The organism is Pseudobutyrivibrio xylanivorans DSM 14809 (assembly GCF_900141825.1).
Taxonomy (GTDB): domain Bacteria; phylum Bacillota; class Clostridia; order Lachnospirales; family Lachnospiraceae; genus Pseudobutyrivibrio; species Pseudobutyrivibrio xylanivorans.
Window position 1 is genome coordinate 45,487 of record NZ_FQYQ01000018.1, and the last position, 18,423, is coordinate 63,909.

Annotated in this window: 17 protein-coding genes and 4 tRNA genes; 19 read left to right on the top strand and 2 right to left on the bottom strand. The window is 41.8% G+C overall.

The annotated features are described in order from the left end of the window. The first annotated feature begins 1 nt into the window (after position 1). Positions 2–1,621, top strand: coding sequence for a GH25 family lysozyme (locus tag BUA88_RS11830; protein WP_072918291.1), 1,620 nt, complete (start codon positions 2–4; stop codon positions 1,619–1,621). A gap of 486 nt (positions 1,622–2,107) precedes the next feature. Here the strand turns inward: BUA88_RS11830 and BUA88_RS11835 are convergent, their stop codons facing one another. Together BUA88_RS11835 and pyrB are read right to left on the bottom strand one after the other, a co-directional pair. Next, complete coding sequence (locus BUA88_RS11835) at positions 2,108–2,545, bottom strand: aspartate carbamoyltransferase regulatory subunit (protein WP_072918293.1); 438 nt, start codon at positions 2,543–2,545, stop codon at positions 2,108–2,110. Between the two features lie 13 nt (positions 2,546–2,558). Then, a complete protein-coding gene (pyrB, locus tag BUA88_RS11840) occupies positions 2,559–3,473 on the bottom strand; it encodes an aspartate carbamoyltransferase (protein WP_072918296.1) in 915 nt (304 codons plus the stop codon). Between the two features lie 95 nt (positions 3,474–3,568). Between pyrB and priA the strand changes: the two genes are divergently transcribed. The 18 genes from priA to BUA88_RS11930 all read left to right on the top strand — a co-directional run bounded on the left by priA (position 3,569) and on the right by BUA88_RS11930 (position 18,386). Then, complete coding sequence (gene priA, locus BUA88_RS11845) at positions 3,569–5,800, top strand: replication restart helicase PriA (RefSeq protein WP_072918329.1); 2,232 nt, start codon at positions 3,569–3,571, stop codon at positions 5,798–5,800. Positions 5,801–5,813: 13 nt separating this feature from the next. Then, positions 5,814–6,308: a peptide deformylase gene (def, locus tag BUA88_RS11850; protein WP_072918298.1), complete on the top strand. Its 495-nt coding sequence runs from the start codon at positions 5,814–5,816 to the stop codon at positions 6,306–6,308. Then, positions 6,309–7,244 (top strand): methionyl-tRNA formyltransferase, encoded by a 936-nt coding sequence (fmt, locus tag BUA88_RS11855; RefSeq protein ID WP_072918301.1) that lies wholly within the window; start codon positions 6,309–6,311, stop codon positions 7,242–7,244. It abuts the gene before it with no gap. Beyond that, a complete protein-coding gene (gene rsmB / locus BUA88_RS11860; protein WP_072918303.1) occupies positions 7,231–8,502 on the top strand; it encodes a 16S rRNA (cytosine(967)-C(5))-methyltransferase RsmB in 1,272 nt (423 codons plus the stop codon). The genes fmt and rsmB overlap by 14 nt, the downstream gene beginning before the upstream one ends. After that, entirely contained in the window at positions 8,481–9,545 is a 1,065-nt protein-coding gene (gene rlmN, locus BUA88_RS11865) for a dual-specificity RNA methyltransferase RlmN (RefSeq protein WP_072918330.1), read from the top strand. The genes rsmB and rlmN overlap by 22 nt, the downstream gene beginning before the upstream one ends. Next, entirely contained in the window at positions 9,545–10,264 is a 720-nt protein-coding gene (locus tag BUA88_RS11870) for a Stp1/IreP family PP2C-type Ser/Thr phosphatase (protein ID WP_072918306.1), read from the top strand. The genes rlmN and BUA88_RS11870 overlap by 1 nt, the downstream gene beginning before the upstream one ends. 22 nt (positions 10,265–10,286) lie before the next feature. Continuing rightward, a complete protein-coding gene (pknB, locus tag BUA88_RS11875) occupies positions 10,287–12,146 on the top strand; it encodes a Stk1 family PASTA domain-containing Ser/Thr kinase (protein ID WP_072918309.1) in 1,860 nt (619 codons plus the stop codon). Positions 12,147–12,149: 3 nt separating this feature from the next. Beyond that, positions 12,150–13,034: a ribosome small subunit-dependent GTPase A gene (gene rsgA / locus BUA88_RS11880; protein WP_072918311.1), complete on the top strand. Its 885-nt coding sequence runs from the start codon at positions 12,150–12,152 to the stop codon at positions 13,032–13,034. A gap of 9 nt (positions 13,035–13,043) precedes the next feature. Continuing rightward, positions 13,044–13,697, top strand: coding sequence for a ribulose-phosphate 3-epimerase (rpe, locus tag BUA88_RS11885; RefSeq protein ID WP_072918314.1), 654 nt, complete (start codon positions 13,044–13,046; stop codon positions 13,695–13,697). After that, complete coding sequence (locus BUA88_RS11890; protein ID WP_072918317.1) at positions 13,694–14,356, top strand: thiamine diphosphokinase; 663 nt, start codon at positions 13,694–13,696, stop codon at positions 14,354–14,356. Before rpe ends, BUA88_RS11890 begins: the two co-directional genes overlap by 4 nt. Positions 14,357–14,378: 22 nt before the next feature. Then, positions 14,379–15,113 (top strand): GDSL-type esterase/lipase family protein, encoded by a 735-nt coding sequence (locus BUA88_RS11895; protein ID WP_072918319.1) that lies wholly within the window; start codon positions 14,379–14,381, stop codon positions 15,111–15,113. Between the two features lie 100 nt (positions 15,114–15,213). Continuing rightward, positions 15,214–15,432, top strand: a complete 219-nt coding sequence (locus BUA88_RS11900) for a cation transporter (protein ID WP_072918321.1) — start codon at positions 15,214–15,216, stop codon at positions 15,430–15,432. Between the two features lie 153 nt (positions 15,433–15,585). Continuing rightward, positions 15,586–17,451 carry a heavy metal translocating P-type ATPase gene (locus tag BUA88_RS11905; protein ID WP_072918323.1) on the top strand — a complete coding sequence of 622 codons (1,866 nt, stop codon included), beginning with the start codon at positions 15,586–15,588 and terminating at the stop codon, positions 17,449–17,451. Between the two features lie 44 nt (positions 17,452–17,495). After that, positions 17,496–17,852: an ArsR/SmtB family transcription factor gene (locus BUA88_RS11910; protein WP_072918325.1), complete on the top strand. Its 357-nt coding sequence runs from the start codon at positions 17,496–17,498 to the stop codon at positions 17,850–17,852. A gap of 167 nt (positions 17,853–18,019) precedes the next feature. Next, positions 18,020–18,094 (top strand) — tRNA-Pro (locus BUA88_RS11915). 21 nt (positions 18,095–18,115) lie between these two features. After that, positions 18,116–18,186 (top strand) — tRNA-Gly (locus tag BUA88_RS11920). 26 nt (positions 18,187–18,212) lie between these two features. Then, positions 18,213–18,286 (top strand) — tRNA-Arg (locus BUA88_RS11925). 26 nt (positions 18,287–18,312) lie between these two features. Continuing rightward, positions 18,313–18,386, top strand: a tRNA-His gene (locus BUA88_RS11930). Positions 18,387–18,423: the final 37 nt, after the last annotated feature.

Genomic DNA, 18,423 nt, shown 5'->3' on the forward strand with positions numbered 1-18,423 from the left:
TATGAAATTTAAACGTTTGGTAAAGGCGTGTGCGGCCGTAATGCTTTCAGCTTCATTAATGCTTTCGACACCGCTCACAGCTAGTGCAGCAGGCATTCAGGGCATTGATGTTTCCAAATATCAGGGAGGCATTAATTGGGCGGCAGTTGCACAGTCAGGTATTACTTACACATTTATTAAGGTGGGTAGTACAAACACCGGAATAGACCCATATTTCGCAGCAAACGTTAAGGGAGCGCAGGCAGCAGGTATACGTACAGGTGTATACATCTATTCGTATGCAACAACAGTTGAGGCTGCCATTCAGGAGGCACAGCTTGTAGTACAGTGGATTGAGGGATACAACATCAATTTCCCTGTAGCCTTCGATATTGAGGATAAGACTCAGAAGGGATTGGATGCTAACACATGTACAGCCATGGCAAATGCATTTGCCAGTGTTATTAACCAGGCTGGATACACACCAATCCTTTATACATACACTAATTTCTATAAGACACATTTTACATCAGCACTTGCATGTGATAAGTGGATTGCTCAGTATGCTGATCACAACGATATTGCAGGATGGCAGATTTGGCAGTACTCTTCAGGAGGAGCAGTACCTGGTGTGAATGGACGTGTCGATATGAACGTAGCTGTTAAAGATTACACAGCTTTCATTCCACAGGTTGGTTTACTTGACCTTGGACAGGGCAATGTATTCTTCTACAACAACTTCCGTAAGCAGTACGGTTGGGTAGATTTGGCAGGAGTAAAATATCACACAGATCCAGCAACTGGTCTTGTAACCACAGGCTGGTTTGCAGATGAAACTGGAGCATATTACTTCCTTCCAGGTGCAGCAAATGCTGTTACAGGTTTAAATACCATCGACAATGGCATTTACTACTTCAACGAGGCTGCACAGCTTCAGACAGGTTGGATTGACCTTGGTGGAAATACATTCCTCTTTAATCCAGCTGAAAACGGAAAGCTTTACACAGGCTGGTGGAATGATGCAGAAGGCGTTCGTTACCTTGATGCTACAGATGGTCACATGGTAAAAGGTCTTAATGCCATTGATAAGGATGTATACTACTTCAACGACAAGGGATTCCTTCAGGTTGGATGGGTTACACTTGATAAGATTACATACATGTTCAATCCATTGGATGGCGGTAAGCTATATAAGGGATGGTGGAACGATGCTACAGGTGTCTACTACTTAGACCCTACAGATGCACATCGTGTAACAGGACTTGCAGCTATCGATGGAGCAGTATACTACTTCAACGAGCAGGGCCAGATGCAGGTTGGCATAATTAAGGTTAACGGATTGACATACTTCTTCGGAGCTGATGGTAAGATGCAGACAGGTATGCAGACTATCGGAGATGGAATCTTCTACTTCGGTGAAGATGGCGCCATGGTTACAGGTGCTTTCGCAACAAAGGATGGCATCTACTATGCTGGCAAGGATGGCAAGCTCGTATTCAACCAGGTTGTCACACTTGACAAGAAGCCATACCTCTTCGGAGCTGATGGCAAGCTCGTAGTTAACCAGCTTGTACAAATCGGTGACATGTACTATCAGACAGATGCAGCTGGCATCGTAATTGCACAGGCTCCAGCAAAATAAGTTATAGAATGATTTAGAGGTTTAGCCAGATTGGCTAAACCTCTTTTTATAGTTTGCTTAAATAGATGATTCTTTAGTGTTATATGGCTTCCTAAGCATATAATTACTGATATTTTTTAAAAATATATGCTTGAATAAGGGATTCAATGATGATTTTGGACTTGCTAAGCATATAATTATTAACTTTTTTCAAAAAATATATGCTTGAATAAGCGATTCAATGATGATTTTGGACTTGCTAAGCATATAATTATTAACATTTTTCAAAAAATATATGCTTGAATAAGCGATTCAATGATGATTTTGGACTTGCTAAGCATATAATTATTAACATTTTTCAAAAATTATATGCTTGAATAAGCTATTCAATGATGATTTTGGGCTTCTCAAGCATATAATTTCTAACTTATTTAAAAAATTATATGCTTGACCAGTAAAAAGAGGTTTAGACACGGCTGTGCCTAAACCTCTAAATAAAATTTATCTTTATTTTTTTCCTGTGTATTTCTCTTCGCAGTACTTGCAGCGGTATACTTCGTTTTCTATATCTGTCAGTACAAAGATTTGATCGAGGCCCTGCTCTACGGTGCTGATGCATCGAGGGTTCTTGCAAGAAATTACGTTTTTGATTTCTCTTGGAAGAGTGAGCTGGCGCTTTTCTACGATAACATCATCTTTAATGATATTGCAGGTGATGTTGTGGTCGATGAAGCCGAGGATGTCTAAATCCACGCGTTCGATAGGACACTCGATTTTGATGATGTCCTTGCGGCCCATCTTGTTTGACTTGGCATTCATAATCATGGCTACGGTGCAGTCACATCCAAGATTGCCAAGCTGAAGGTCGTTGTATATTGTCATGGATTCGCCGGCCTTGATATGATCAAGTACGAATCCCTGATGAATTCCAGAAATATTAAGCATTTGTATTCCCTCCCTATACTAATTCAAGAAGCGTCAGTATCAGCGCCATTCTGATGAAAACGCCGTACTTAGCCTGGGTAAAGTACATAGCTCTTGGGTCGTCATCCACATCAACAGAGATTTCGTTAACTCTTGGAAGTGGATGGAGAACCATCATATCCTTCTTTGCCAGACGCATCTTTTCTGGTGTGAGAATGAAGAAATCCTTCAAGCGGATGTAATCCTCCTCGTTGAAGAATCTTTCTCGCTGAACACGTGTCATATAGAGGATGTCCAGTTCGCCCATAACATCATCTAAGGAATCTACTTCCTTGTATTCGTATCCATTTTTATCGAGCACATCTTCACGGATGTATTCAGGAACACGAAGTTCCTCTGGTGAGATAAGAACGAATTTAATTCCCGGATAACGAACAAGTGCATTGATAAGAGAGTGCACTGTACGGCCGAATTTTAAGTCACCACAAAGTCCGATAGTAAGGTCTTTGATTTCGCCACGTAAAGAGCGAATGGTAAATAAATCTGTAAGTGTTTGTGTGGGATGTTGATGACCACCATCACCGGCATTAATAACGGGAATAAGAGATCGCTGAGAAGCGACAAGTGGAGCGCCTTCCTTTGGATGACGCATAGCGCAGATGTCTGCGTAAGAAGAAATAACACGAATAGTATCAGAAACACTTTCGCCTTTTGCTGCTGATGAAGAATCAGCTGAAGAAAAACCAAGGACAGAACCACCAAGATTAAGCATGGCAGCTTCAAAAGAAAGTCTTGTACGGGTGCTTGGTTCATAGAAACAAGTAGCTAGCTTTTTGCCGTGGCACTTCTCGCTGTACGAGCTTGGATGAGTTTTGATATCATCCGCCAGGTCCATAAGCTGCTCTAGCTCCTCTCTGGTAAAGTCCAGAGGGCTCATTAGATGACGCATATGTATCCTCCCTGATAATGAATGATTGTTTTCAAATCAATTTATTCTACCATATTGAATTCAAAATAAAACCCTTTTATGCTAAAATATTTTTTATGAAATACGCAGACGTTATTATTGACATCTCGCACGAGAGATTGGATAAAACATTTGAATATATAGTTCCAGATGAGTTGGAAGAGCAGGTTGTAGAAGGGGTTCAGGTGGTTATTCCCTTCGGTCAGGGAAACCGTGCCATCACAGGATATGTGGTAGGGCTTCATGACAAACCGGGTTTCGATGTCACTAAGCTGAAGCCTATTGCGAGAGTTGTAAAGGACAGTATCGCCATAGAGTCTCAGCTTATTTCTTTGGCTGCCTTTCTAAAACGTAATTACGGTAGTACCATGAATCAGGCGCTTAAGACTGTCATTCCTATTAAGAAAAAAGAGAATGAGAAGATGAAGAAGGAAATCTCCCTCGCCATCTCTTTGGAACAAGCGAAGATAGAGCTGAATGAGCTCATGGCCAAGCCAAGACACGCTCTGGGCAAGGAGCGACTCTTAAGAGAGCTTTTGGAAGTAGACACTCTTGACTGGGAGCTTGCCACTAAAAAGCTGCAGGTACCTACGGCCAATATTCGCGATTTGGAGAAGAAGGGGATTGTCCACATTGAATCGGTGAGAACCTTCCGTAATCCACATCTTAATAAAGATGCTAACAGAAAGCAGATTACACTTAATGAGGAGCAGGAGGCGGCAGCTGAGCAGATAAAGGCAGATATAGACACAGGACGTCACAAGACTTATCTTATCCACGGCGTCACAGGCTCAGGTAAGACAGAAGTCTATATGGATGTTATGGAGCATGTGATTAATCTGGGCCAGCAGGTCATCGTGTTGATTCCTGAGATTGCTCTTACATATCAGACAGTTATGCGCTTTTACACTCGCTTTGGAGATAAAGTCAGCATATTGAACAGCCGTATGTCTCCGGGAGAACGTTTCGACCAGTTTGAACGTGCCAAATCATGTGAGATTAGTATTATGGTAGGACCTCGCTCGGCACTTTTCACACCTTTTGCGAATCTTGGGCTTATCATCATAGACGAGGAGCACGAGCCTAGCTACAAATCTGAGGTTATTCCTAGATATCATGCAAGGGAGACTGCGGTTTACAGAGCAAAGCTTGCAGGCGCTACAGTAATCCTTGGTTCTGCCACACCAAGCCTTGAGGCATACAGCAGAGCTGAGGAAGGAGAGTATCAGCTTATCACTCTCCACAGTAGAGCCATGGGTCAGGATATGGCCACCTGCGAGATTGTAGATCTTCGCGCAGAGCTTCAGTCAGGCAATCGTTCCATGATTAGCCGCAGGCTGAAAGAACTGATGGCTGACAGATTAAGCAAAAATCAGCAGATTATGCTGTTTTTAAATAGAAGAGGCCTGATGGGCTTCGTTTCTTGTAGGGCGTGTGGTCATGTGTTAAAATGTCCACATTGCGATGTGGCCCTGCATCTTCACAGTGGCGGTATCATGAAATGCCACTATTGTGGATTTACTACAAAAGCAGCGAAGATTTGTCCTAGCTGCGGCAGTAAATACATCGGCAGCTTCAAGGCTGGTACACAGCGTCTGGAGGAGATTGTAAAGGAAGCATTTCCACAGGCCAGAGTACTTCGCATGGATGCTGATACCACCTCAGGCAAGAATGGTCATGAGGAGATTTTGGCAGCCTTTGCAGCCCACGAAGCAGACGTGCTTATTGGCACACAGATGATTGTTAAGGGGCATGATTTTGCCAATGTTACATTGGTAGGAATCATCGCAGCAGATATATCGCTGAACGAATCTGATTTCCACAGCGGAGAGCGTACCTTCCAGCTTCTTACACAGGCTGTTGGGCGTGCTGGTCGTGGCGTTGAGCCTGGTATAGCTGTTATTCAGACATATCAGCCAGAGAACTACGCAGTGGTTTCATCGGCAAATCAGGATTATGACAGCTTCTATTCTCAGGAGATTGCTTTCAGAAGATTATTGTCATACCCACCTTGCTCACACATGCTTGGTATTCAGGTTAGTTGCGATAAACAAAAGGATGCGTACGGTCAGGCCGATGTTCTTGCGGACCTGATTAGACGAACCGACCCTGAAATTGTTATAATGGGTCCGGAGGATGCCTACATCGGAAAGCTAAAGGATGTTTACCGCAGGGTAATCTATCTCAGGGCAGATGATTATGACAGACTCGTCCGCATAAAAGATGCAATCGATAAATTTTTATTAGAACAAAAACAATATCGAAACACCAGCACATGGTTTGATTTCGATCCAATTAACACACTTTAGAAAGAGGTATAAAATGGCAGTTTTAGATATTAGAGAATATGGTAAGGACGATGTCCTTTTAAAGACATGTAAGCCTGTAAAGGAGCTTACACCAAAGCTTAAGACATTAATCGAGGATATGTATGACACAATGTATGATGCAGATGGTGTAGGTCTTGCAGCACCTCAGGTAGGCGTACTTCGTCGTATCTGCGTTATCGATATCGGTGAGGGGCCTGTTACTCTTATCAATCCAGTAGTGCTTGAGACATCAGGCGAGCAGACAGGTAACGAGGGATGCCTTTCAGTTCCAGGAAAGACAGGCGTTGTTACACGTCCTAACTATGCAAAGGTTAAGGCTCTTAACGAAGATATGGAAGAAATCATCGTAGAGGGTGAGGAGCTTATGGCTCGCGCACTTCTTCACGAGATTGATCACCTTGATGGCCATATCTACACAGAGAAGGTAGAGGGAGAGCTTTACGATGTAGAAGATTTATTAGAAGAAGTAGAAGAGGACGAAGAGTAAATGAAAGTTGTTTTCATGGGTACACCGGATTTTGCGGTGGAGACTTTAAAAGCAATATATGAGGCTGGTCACGAGGTTATCCTTGTAGTATCTCAGCCAGACAAGCCAAAGGGACGTAGTGGAAAGCTTCAGCCTACTCCTGTTAAGGAGTTTGCCATGGAGCACGACATCCCGGTTTATCAGCCAGTGAAAATCAGAGCAGAGGAGTCTGTTGAGTATCTTCGTAAATACGAAGCAGATGTTTTTGTGGTAGCTGCCTTTGGACAGATTTTACCAAAGGTAATTCTTGATATGCCACGCCTTGGCTGTGTAAATGTTCATGGTTCACTTCTTCCAAAGTACCGTGGCGCTGCACCTATACAGTGGGCTGTTATCAACGGCGAAAAGTTTTCTGGTAACACCACAATGCTTATGGGACCAGGACTTGATGATGGTGATATGCTTCTCAAGTCTGAGATAGAATTGGCTGCAGACGAAACAGGTGGAAGCCTTTTCGATAAGCTTGCTATTGATGGTGGAAAGCTTGCAGTAAAGACTATCGAGGCACTTGACCGCGGAGAAATCACACCTATTCCTCAGGATGAATCACAGGCTACTCATGTAGGCATGATTTCTAAGGATATGGGAAATATCGACTGGACAAAGCCTGCGGTAGAGATTGAGCGTCTTATCAGAGGACTTAATCCATGGCCATCAGCATTTACATTTGTAGATGGGAAACAACTTAAGCTTTGGAAAGCTACTGTTGTTGAAAAGTCTGGTGAGCCAGGCACTATTATAGATGTAAATAAAAACGGATTTATCGTAGCCTGTGGAGATGAAGCACTTGAAATTAATGAGCTTCAGCTTGAAGGCAAAAAGCGTATGGCATCAGGAGATTTCCTCAGAGGTTATAGCTTAGAAGCAGGTAAGAGGTTTGTAAATGGCAGGGATTAATTTAAGAGAAATCGCCATGGAGACTGTCATTGAGATTCTTGAAAATGGTCAGTTTTCCCACATCTATCTAAAGGCAGTTTTAGATAAGTATGGGTACCTCGAGAAGAACGAGAGAGCCTTTTTGAATCGTCTTGTAAATGGTACAGTGGAGCGAAAGCTTCAGCTGGATTACATTATCGACAGCTTCTCTAAAACAAAAGTTAAAAAGATGAAACCTCTCATTCGCACTATCATGCGTATGGGAGTTTATGAAATTTATTATATGGATGCAGTTCCAGATTCTGCTACCTGCAACGAATACGTTAAGCTTGCCAAAAAGCGTGGCTTCGCAGGATTATCTGGATTTGTTAATGGCGTTCTTAGAAATATCGCCAGAGAGAAATCCCACATGGAATTCAAAGAATTGTGGACAAAGTATTCCATGCCACAGTGGATTGTTGATAAGTGGATGGCAGATTATGGCAAAGAGCAGACAGAAGAAATACTTAAGGGCTTCCTTGAGCCAGAGGAACTTTGCATTAGGGTAAATCTTAATAAGATTTCACGAAAAGATTTAGCAGAGCGTCTTAAGAAGCAGGGTATTTCGGTTCGTATATGCGATACAGTTGAAAGTGCATGCTATATTTCAGATTATGATTCATTAGCAGCTATTCCAGAGTTCAGCGAAGGATTGTTTTATGTGCAGGACTATTCTTCGCAGCTGGTTTCTTACATGGCAGGAGTTGCAGCAGGGCAGCAGGTCGTTGATGTATGTGCAGCACCAGGCGGAAAGGCACTTCACTGTGGAGAGCTTGTGAAAGATGGCACTGTCATAGCACGAGATCTTACAGAGCAGAAGGTAGCATTGATTCAGGAAAACATTAACAGAACTGGTGCTACAAACGTGACAGCTCAGCAGTGGGATGCCACAGTTTTAGATGAAGACTCGATTCGTAGATACGATACCGTTATTGCGGATTTACCATGTTCTGGTCTTGGTATTATCAGAAAGAAGCCAGATATTAAATATAATCAGACAGAAGACTCTTTAGCAGAGCTTACAAAGCTTCAGGGTCAGATTCTTGATACAGTTTGTCAGTATGTGAAGGATGGCGGTACACTTTGCTACAGCACCTGCACTATCAATAAAGATGAAAATGAAAATCAGGTGGAGGCATTTCTTAAGGCTCATCCTGAATTTGAGAAAAAGGAAATGCAGCAGCTTTTCCCTAACAAAGAACACGATGGATTTTTTATATGTGTAATGAAAAAGAATTAACCGATATTCGGTCATTAAATTTAACAGAGCTTACAGACTATGTAACAACAGAGCTTGGAGAGCCTAAGTTCAGAGCGAAGCAGCTCTATGAGTGGATGCATCAGCATCTTGCCCAGGACTATGACGAGATGAAGAACATTCCAAAGTCACTTAAAGAAAAGCTTCAGGCCAACTGCAATTATCATCCTCTTAAGAAGATTGATATGCAGGTTTCAAAAATCGATGGCACTCGTAAGTATCTCTTTGAGCTTTACGATGGTCAGATGGTAGAAAGTGTTTGGATGAGCTACAAGCACGGCAATTCTGTCTGCATCAGTTCACAGGTAGGCTGTAAGATGGGATGCCGTTTTTGTGCATCTACTCTTGATGGATGGGTTAGAAATCTTACTCCATCAGAGATGCTTGGACAGATTTATGCTATCCAAAAAGACACAGGAGAGCGTGTGTCAAACCTTGTAGTTATGGGTACAGGTGAGCCTATGGACAACTACGATAATATCGTTAAGTTTGTCCGTCTTCTTTCAGATGAAAATGGCTTAAATATTTCACAGCGAAATATTACAGTCAGCACCTGTGGTATTGTTCCACGTATTAAGCAGCTGGCAGAGGAAGATTTGACAATCACTCTTGCCATTTCTCTTCACGCACCAAATCAGCAGAAGAGAGCAGAGCTTATGCCAGTAGCTAATAAATATGAGATTCATGAGCTTATTGATGCCTGTGAGTACTACTTTAAAAAGACAGGTCGCCGCATCACTTTCGAGTATTCCCTTGTGGGTGGAGTCAATGACAGAGATGAGGATGCGGCAGAATTAGGTCAGCTTATAGGACATCTTAATTGTCATGTAAATCTCATTCCGGTTAACCCTATTAAGGAGCGAGATTTCGTTAGTCCTTCAATGGATAGAGCCTATGCATTCCAAAAAAAGATTGAAAAATATGTTAATAATGCTACTATTAGAAGGGAAATGGGCCGCGATATAGATGGGGCCTGTGGACAACTTAGAAAGAGGCATTCAGATGCCTTGAAAGGGAATAATTAATGATAAGTTACAAGATAACTGATGTTGGCATTAAGCGGAAAGTCAACCAGGACACCGTGTATGCTAATGACAGTGGAATTGGCAATTTACCAAATCTATATATAGTTGCCGACGGCATGGGCGGAGAATTGGCAGGTGATTATGCCTCAGCAAAATGTGTCGAGATTGTTGTAGATGGTGTTAGAAATTCCAGAGAGTCAGAGCCTGTAAAAATTCTTGAGCAGGCAATTCAATCAGCAAATCAAATAATATATCAGGAGTCAAAAAGTGATTCGGCAAAGGCTGGAATGGGTACCACTTTGGTCTTGGCCACATTTATTGATGGCCATATTTATGTGGCAAATGTCGGTGACAGTCGTCTTTATGTAGCTACAGTTACCAAGCTTTTACAGATTACCAAGGATCATTCTGTGGTAGCAGAGCTTGTGCGTACAGGAGAGCTTGATGAGGATGATGCTCGCACCGATAAGCGCAAGAACATGATTACAAGAGCCATCGGTGCAGAAGAAAAAATCACCCCTGATTATTTTGATGTAATATTAAGGGGCGGAGAAAAAGTTTTACTTTGTTCCGATGGTCTTACAAATATGGTTGAAGATAGTGATATCTATTCAGTCATAACAGCAGCAGGTTCTCTGGAGTCTAGAGCAAAGGAGCTAATCCAGCGAGCTAACAGTAATGGTGGTAAAGATAATATTTCGGTTATTATTATAGAATAGATATCTAGTAGAAGGAGAATACATGATTACACAAGGCGTATTTATAGCAGATAGATATGAAATTATAGATAAGGTTGGCTCAGGCGGAATGTCTGATGTTTATCGCGCAAAGGATCATATCCTTGGACGTGAAGTTGCTATTAAGATTTTAAAACCAGAATTTTCCGAGGATGCAACATTTGTTGCTAAGTTTAGAACAGAAGCTCAGTCAGCAGCAGGTTTAGAGCATCCAAATATCGTTAATATATATGATGTAGGTTCTGAGAACGGTATGTACTTCATCGTTATGGAGTATGTAGAAGGAATCACTCTTAAGACTTACATTGAGAAGAAGGGGCAACTTAATTTTAAAGAGGCAATCTCTATTGCAATCCAGGTTGGTCGTGGTATTGAGGCAGCTCATCAGAAGGGCATCATCCACCGTGACATTAAGCCACAGAATATTATCATTTCTACAGAGGGTAAGGTTAAGGTTACAGATTTTGGTATTGCCCGTGCAGCCAGCTCAAACACTATTCATGCAGATGTTATGGGTTCTGTTCACTATTCGTCACCAGAGCAGGCTAGAAATGGTTTCGTAGATGGAAAGAGCGATATATATTCACTTGGTATCGTTATGTATGAGATGGTTACAGGTCGTGTTCCATTTGATGGTGACAACACTGTAGCTATCGCTATTCAGCATCTTCAGGAGGAGATGGTTGCACCTAGCGCATATGCACCAGACCTTCCTATTTCGCTTGAGAAAATTATCCTTAAGGCTACCATGAAAAAGGCAGACAGACGTTATGCCACTATTTCAGATATGCTTATGGATTTAAAGAAGGCTCTTGTTAGCCCTAACGAAGATTTCGTTACTATTGTAGAGTCAGATTTTGGTCAGACACGTGTTATGCATAAGGTTACTCCAGAGCAGGAGGAGACTCTTACAAAGCGTGCTGCAGAGGCTCTTACTTTCAATGATGATTATGATGACGAGTACTATGATGATGAGTACTACGATGACGAATACTATGATGACGACGATTATGATGATGAAGAGGAAGATTCTAAGATGGATCGTATCCTTACAATCTCAGGTATTGTTGCAGCTATAGCAATCGTTACAATTCTTGTAGTTATCGCTGGCAATTTTGTAGGCCTTTTCAGTTTTGGTTCAAAGAAGGTCACAATGATTAATGTAGTAGGTACTCAGTACGAGGAAGCTCTTCAGCAGCTTGAGGATCTTGGTCTTACAGATAAGAATGTAGTTGTATCTTACGAAGATAACAATGATGTGTCAGATGGAATCATCACAGAGCAGTCTGTTCCAGAGGGCAAGGAATTCTCTCTCAGCGACACACTTCGTCTTACAGTTGAAGGTTCTGATGGATCATCGGATTCAGGAAAATCAGAGTCAAAGGAGTCAGAGTCTAGCTCATCTTCTGACGGAACAGTTTCAGTTCCTAGTGTTGTTGGTATGACACAGGCAGATGCTACACAGACACTTAGCAATTCGCAGATTGTAGTTACAAGCACTACTCAGGAGTTCTCAGAGGACGTTCCAACCGGTTCTGTTGTAAGTCAGTCTATCGAGGCAGGCGAAAAGGTAACACCTAACACAAGCATTACTCTTGTAATCAGCAAGGGCAAGGAAGATGTTACATATAGCTACAGCATTCCAAATCCATATGATGGCGAGTGCACATATGAAATTGTTGAGCTTGGTAAAACAGGAACAATACCAAAGAATGGTTCTATAAATATTTCAGAGGTTAAGGTTGATACTCTCACAGTTACACTTACTTACACACCTTTATATCTTTCAGGTGATGGAAGTATGAAGCCAAATCCAAACGCTACAGAGACATCAACTCAGACTGTTAAGGGAACACCAAACTAATTTATGACAGGAAAGATAATTAAAGGTATCGCTGGATTCTACTATGTTCAGGTAGAATCCGGTGTATACGAGTGCAAGGCAAAGGGTGCCTTCAGAAAAGAGAAAATAAAGCCTCTTGTAGGGGACGACGTGGAAATCGACGTTATTTCAGAAGAGGAAATGACGGGCAATGTTATCAACATTCTCCCAAGAAAGTCTGAGCTTATCAGACCTGCCGTGGCGAATGTAGATCAGGCATTGCTCATTTTTGCTACTAAAAGCCCTGAGCCTAATCTCAATCTTTTAGATAGATTTTTATGCATGATGGAAGAGCAGGATCTTCCAATCATTATTTGTTTCAACAAGGACGATCTTGCTGATGAAGGTTTTCAACAGCAGATGCGAGACACATACGAGCCTGCAGGTTACAGGGTAATATTTACCTCTGCAAAGGAACAAGCAGGCATCGATGCTATTAAAGATATTTTAAAGGGAAAGACTTCCACTGTTGCGGGCCCATCTGGCGTTGGTAAGAGTTCTATCGTTAATATTCTTACTGAAGGTCAGGTTATGGAAACTGGCGAGGTTTCCGAGAAAATCGGCAGAGGAAAACATACCACAAGACATTCAGAGCTTTTATATCTTGGTGATGATACATACATAATGGACACGCCGGGATTTTCATCACTGTTTGTACCGAAGGTGGATCCAGTGGATTTATACAGGCTGTTTCCTGAGTTTATAGAGCCTGCTGAGAATTGTAGATTTACAGGCTGTGCTCATCATAAGGAGCCAGACTGCGGAGTTAAGGCGGCAGTAGAGTCAGGAGAGATTGCAGCCAGCCGATACGAAAACTATCTACAGATTTACTCTGAGATGGTTGAACAACAAAATAATAAATATCGATAGGAGAAGACCATGGAAAAATGTCTGGCACCATCAATTTTATCTGCGGATTTTGGAATAATTAAGGAGCAATTGGAACTTATTGACGAAGCAGGCGCACAGTACGTTCATTTTGACGTAATGGATGGAGTATTTGTTCCTAGCATTAGCTTTGGAATTCCGGTTCTTCGTACTATACGTAAATACACAGACAGACTTTTTGATGTGCATCTTATGATTGTAGATCCTGAACGTTACATTAAGGATTTTGTTGATGCTGGAGCGGATATTATTACAGTTCATGCCGAGGCATGCAAGCATCTTGATGCCACAATAGATTTAATCAAAAAATCAGGAGTGATGGCAGGTGTTGCCATCAACCCAGCTACTCCGCTCAGTGAGATTCAGCATGTTCTTGAAAAGGTAGATATGGTCCTCATCATGACTGTTAATCCAGGCTTTGGTGGACAGAGTCTTATCCCCTACACCATTGATAAGGTGAGAGAGCTTTCTGTTATGGCACGTCAGAAAAAACTGAAAATAGACATCGAGGTGGACGGCGGAATTAACGACGACACAATTGAGGATGTATTAGAGGCTGGTGCCAATATTATAGTTGCAGGCTCAGCTGTATTTAATGGCGATATTAAGGCTAACGCTGAGAGATTATTGGAGAAAATGCAGTGATAGTAGTTATAATTGCAGGCGGCAATATTGATGAAAAGTTTATAGGAGGATTCATTGAGGACTTAGATGAGTCCTCCTTATTTTTGATTGCATGCGACAAGGGTTATGAAGCATGCGAACGCATGGGTATTAAGCCTGATGTGTTGATAGGTGATTTTGATTCGGCATCTGGGGATGTTAGTGGCAGCGCAGAAAAGGCTGGTGTTCAGGTGATTAGACTTAATCCTGTAAAGGATGATACTGACACTGAGGCGGCTTTGGATTTGGCGATAAAAAAGACTACAGAGGAGGATGAGATTTTCCTTCTTGGAGTCACAGGAACTCGTATTGATCATGTACTTGGAAATATCAGTCTTGTTGGAAAGGGATTACTTGCTGACAGGGAAGTTACCATGTTGGATTCCCACAACTCCATTCAAATGATAAAGCCTGGTGAAACCTATATTGTGGAAAAGGATTATCAGTTTGGAAAATATATATCTGTATTTCCTTATATGGGGCCAGTAAAAGGGCTTAATATGACTGGCTTCAAATATCCCGTGAAAGATGGTGAGATTCATGGATTTAGTACACTTACTGTCAGTAATGAGCTTGCAGAGGATGAGGGAGTCATAACTATAGAAGAGGGGACGCTAATTGTAATTGAGTCATTAGACTAATACTTGGCTTGTGGTAGATGTCATGGACGTTAAAGAAATTGTGAGAGGCTTATTTCAAAGAAAGATGGTTGTATTACTAGTTGCGATAGTTCTGCTTTTTGTGGTGCTTTTTAATTCGGGTATGTTTGGCGGTGAGGACACAAGAGTGCGTATCACCTGTGCTGGAGACAGTCTTACATACGGAAGTGGTGTTTTAAAAACAAGGGAAATTGATTCGTATCCATCTCAGCTTCAGGTAAAGTTAGGAACAAGTTATTTGGTATCAAATTACGGTCTTAGAAATGCCACTGCGTCTGCAAGTGGGGATTTACCTTATGTGGAATCAGAGCAGTATAAGGAGTCGCTAGAATCAAAGCCAGACATTGTTATTTTGATGCTTGGAACCAATGATACAAAGACATATAACTGGAATCCTGAAGAGTACAGAGAAGGTCTTCTTAATCTGGTTAAGAGTTACCAGAATCTTGAAGAGCAGCCTGTGGTTTATCTTATGCGCAGCCCATATTGTTTTCCTATAGAAAACAGGGAGCAGGCAGAGTATAGTGTTCAGAATGACATCGTAAATGGTGAGCTTGGCGAGATTATTTCATCTGTAGCAGAAGAGGCAGGTATCAATGTCATTGATTTAAAAGCTGTAACTGTTGGTAAAGAATACCTCTACACTGATGGAATACATTTTACTGCTGAAGGCTATGATCTGATTTCAGATACTGTATACAAAGAGATAAAGAAAATAGTTAAGGAAGAAACTAAATAAGAAAAATTTATGAAACCCATTGACAGATAATGTTGATGGGTTTATATTTATATCAACATATGAACAATCATTCAAATGTTCAGACGAGGAGGAAACATAAATGAAGAAAACTTATAAGATTGAAGTTGATTGCGCTAACTGTGCAAATAAGATGGAGCAGGCTGCTAAGGATACAGCTGGGGTTGCAGATGCATCTGTAAATTTTATGGCACTTAAGATGAGTGTAGAGTTCGAGGATGGGGCAGATGTAAAGGCTGTTATGGATGAGGTCCTTAAGAATTGTAAAAAGGTTGAGGACGACTGTGAGATATATCTTTAAAGGCGGTAGCCTAGGTTCTCATGCTCCCGCAAGCCATCTCCCATCTCAGAACCTTTGACTAGATGTCAAAGAACCTGAGCGGGGCCCTCTTGCTCGCGCTTGCCAAGATTATGAGCCGCCTATGAAATTTTACATTCTACGAAGAGGTACGATATGACTAAGAAGCAGAAGAAGGTTTTATATAGAATAATAATTGCAGCAGTATTGATGGTGGCTCTGTTGCTTCTTCCACTTGAGGAGGGTAGCATCATCAGATTTGTGCTGTTTTTGGTTCCATATTTTGTAATAGGATATGACATATTACAAAAGGCATTTAAGGGCATCAAAAATAAACAGGTATTTGATGAGAACTTCCTTATGGCAGTGGCAACTGTTGGTGCTATGGCTCTTGGCGAATACACCGAGGGTGTTGCAGTTATGTTGTTCTATCAGATTGGAGAGCTGTTTCAGTCATATGCCATCGGAAAGAGCCGTAGGAATATTTCAGCCCTTATGGATATCAGACCTGATTATGCTAACCTGAAGCAAAATGGTGAACTCGTTCAGGTTGATCCAGATGAGGTTGAAATCGGAAGTGAGATAGTGGTTCAGCCAGGTGAAAAGATACCTATTGATGGTGTTGTTATTGATGGTTCAGCCAGCCTCGACACAGCTGCTCTCACAGGCGAGAGCGTGCCTAGAAGTGCTAAGGTAGGAGATGATGTTATATCTGGCTGTATCAATATGTCAGGTGTGCTTACAATCCGTACTACAAAAGAATTTGGCGAATCTACAGCTTCTAAGATTTTGGATTTGGTGGAGAATGCTTCATCTAAGAAATCTAAGCCAGAGAATTTTATTTCAAGATTTGCCAGAGTTTATACACCAGTTGTATGTTACTCAGCATTGGCACTTGCTGTATTGCCACCAGTAATCAGACTTATTATTGGTATGGATCCACTTTGGACACAGTGGATTTACAGAGCTCTTACATTCCTTGTTATTAGCTGTCCATGTGCACTTGTAATTAGTATTCCGCTTACATTCTTTGCAGGAATCGGTGGCGCCAGCCATGCAGGTGTTCTTGTTAAGGGTTCTAATTATTTAGACTTATTATCACGTGCTAAATATGTTGTAATGGACAAGACAGGCACACTTACAGAAGGTGTATTTCAGGTTACAAAGATTGTGACATCAGATATTTCTGAAGCTGAGCTTTTAGAGAAGACAGCCATGGCAGAGGTATTCTCTAATCACCCTATTTCAAAGAGTCTTAAAGAGGCTTATGGCAAGCCAATAGATTCATCAAAGGTTGTTGATGTACAAGAAGTGGCAGGAGCAGGAATTAAGGCTAATGTGGATGGATTAGAGGTGGCAGCAGGTAATGAAAAGCTTATGTCATCCCTGGGTCTTTCTATTAATAGTGTAAATGAGCCAGGTACTGTGATTCATGTGGCTATTGCTGGCCAGTATAAGGGATACATACTTATCTCAGATAAGCTTAAATCTACTTCTAAGGAAGCTATCCAAGCATTGAAGAAGGCTGGAGTAAAAAAGACTGTTATGCTTACAGGAGACAGCAAACAGGTGGCAGATATTGTTGCAGCAGATTTAGGACTTGATCAGGTTTACTCAGAGCTTCTTCCAGCTGACAAGGTTACAAAGGTGGAAGAGCTGTTAGAATTAAAACAGTCAAAGGAACAGCTGATTTTCGTCGGAGACGGAATCAATGATGCACCAGTACTGTCCAGAGCAGATATTGGTGTTGCAATGGGCGCATTAGGCTCAGATGCAGCTATAGAGGCTGCAGATATCGTTCTTATGGATGATGACCCAAAGAAGATTGCAAAGGCTATTGGTATTGCCCGTAAGTGCATGAGAATAGTTTATGAGAATATATATTTTGCAATTGGAATCAAGGTGGGTTGCCTTATTCTTGGAGCTTTTGGTATAGCCAACATGTGGGCTGCAATTTTTGCAGACGTTGGAGTTATGGTTATTGCAGTTTTAAATGCAATTAGAGCATTAAGAGTGAAGTAAACTGTGTTATAGTAATACTATAATATTTGAAATGGAGTACAGATATGGGAAAGCATGTAGAGTGTTGTGAAGAACATTGTGTTCATAAAAATTTAGTAGATAAGGTATTAACAGAACTACCAGATGAGGATGCTCTATATGATTTGGCAGAGCTTTTTAAGGTATTTGGTGATAGCACAAGAGTGAGAATCCTTGTTGCTTTATTCGAAACGGAGCTCTGCGTATGCGATATTTCAGAGAGCCTTGGAATGACCCAGTCTGCAGTATCTCATCAGCTCCAGATTCTTCGTACTAATAAGCTTGTAAAGAGCCGACGCGAGGGTAAGCAGATATACTACAGCCTCGCCGACGAACACGTCGTAACGATTATCGCACAGGGCTTGAGTCATATTCTGGAATAGCTTGTAGGTATCAATCTCAATACAAAAAGAAGTTGTCGGAATTTCAGAAACTTCAGGTTAAAATCTAACAATTAAATTTGAAAAAAGTTGTTGACATTAACGCTATTCTCCTATATACTTCTTTTTGTTCGCGAGAGAGATACGCATGAAACGCGGACATCACTTATCGGGGTGTGGCTCAGTTTGGCTAGAGCACCTGGTTTGGGACCAGGGGGTCGCAGGTTCGAATCCTGTCACCCCGACTTCAAATTGAATATACATATGCGGGTGTGGTTCAATGGTAGAACATCAGCCTTCCAAGCTGAATACGTGGGTTCGATTCCCATCACCCGCTCTTTACTTTCTAAGATTTATCAATATGTGTCAGTAGCTCAGCTGGATAGAGCAACGGCCTTCTAAGCCGTGGGTCGGGGGTTCGAATCCCTTCTGGCACATTTATACGGTTTATTTTATCAGTATGGTGGGTGTGGCACAGCTGGTTAGCGCGTCGGATTGTGGTTCCGAAGGTCGAGGGTTCGAACCCCTCTACCCACCCTGTTGCGGTAGCAACTCAATACACGTTGGGCTATCG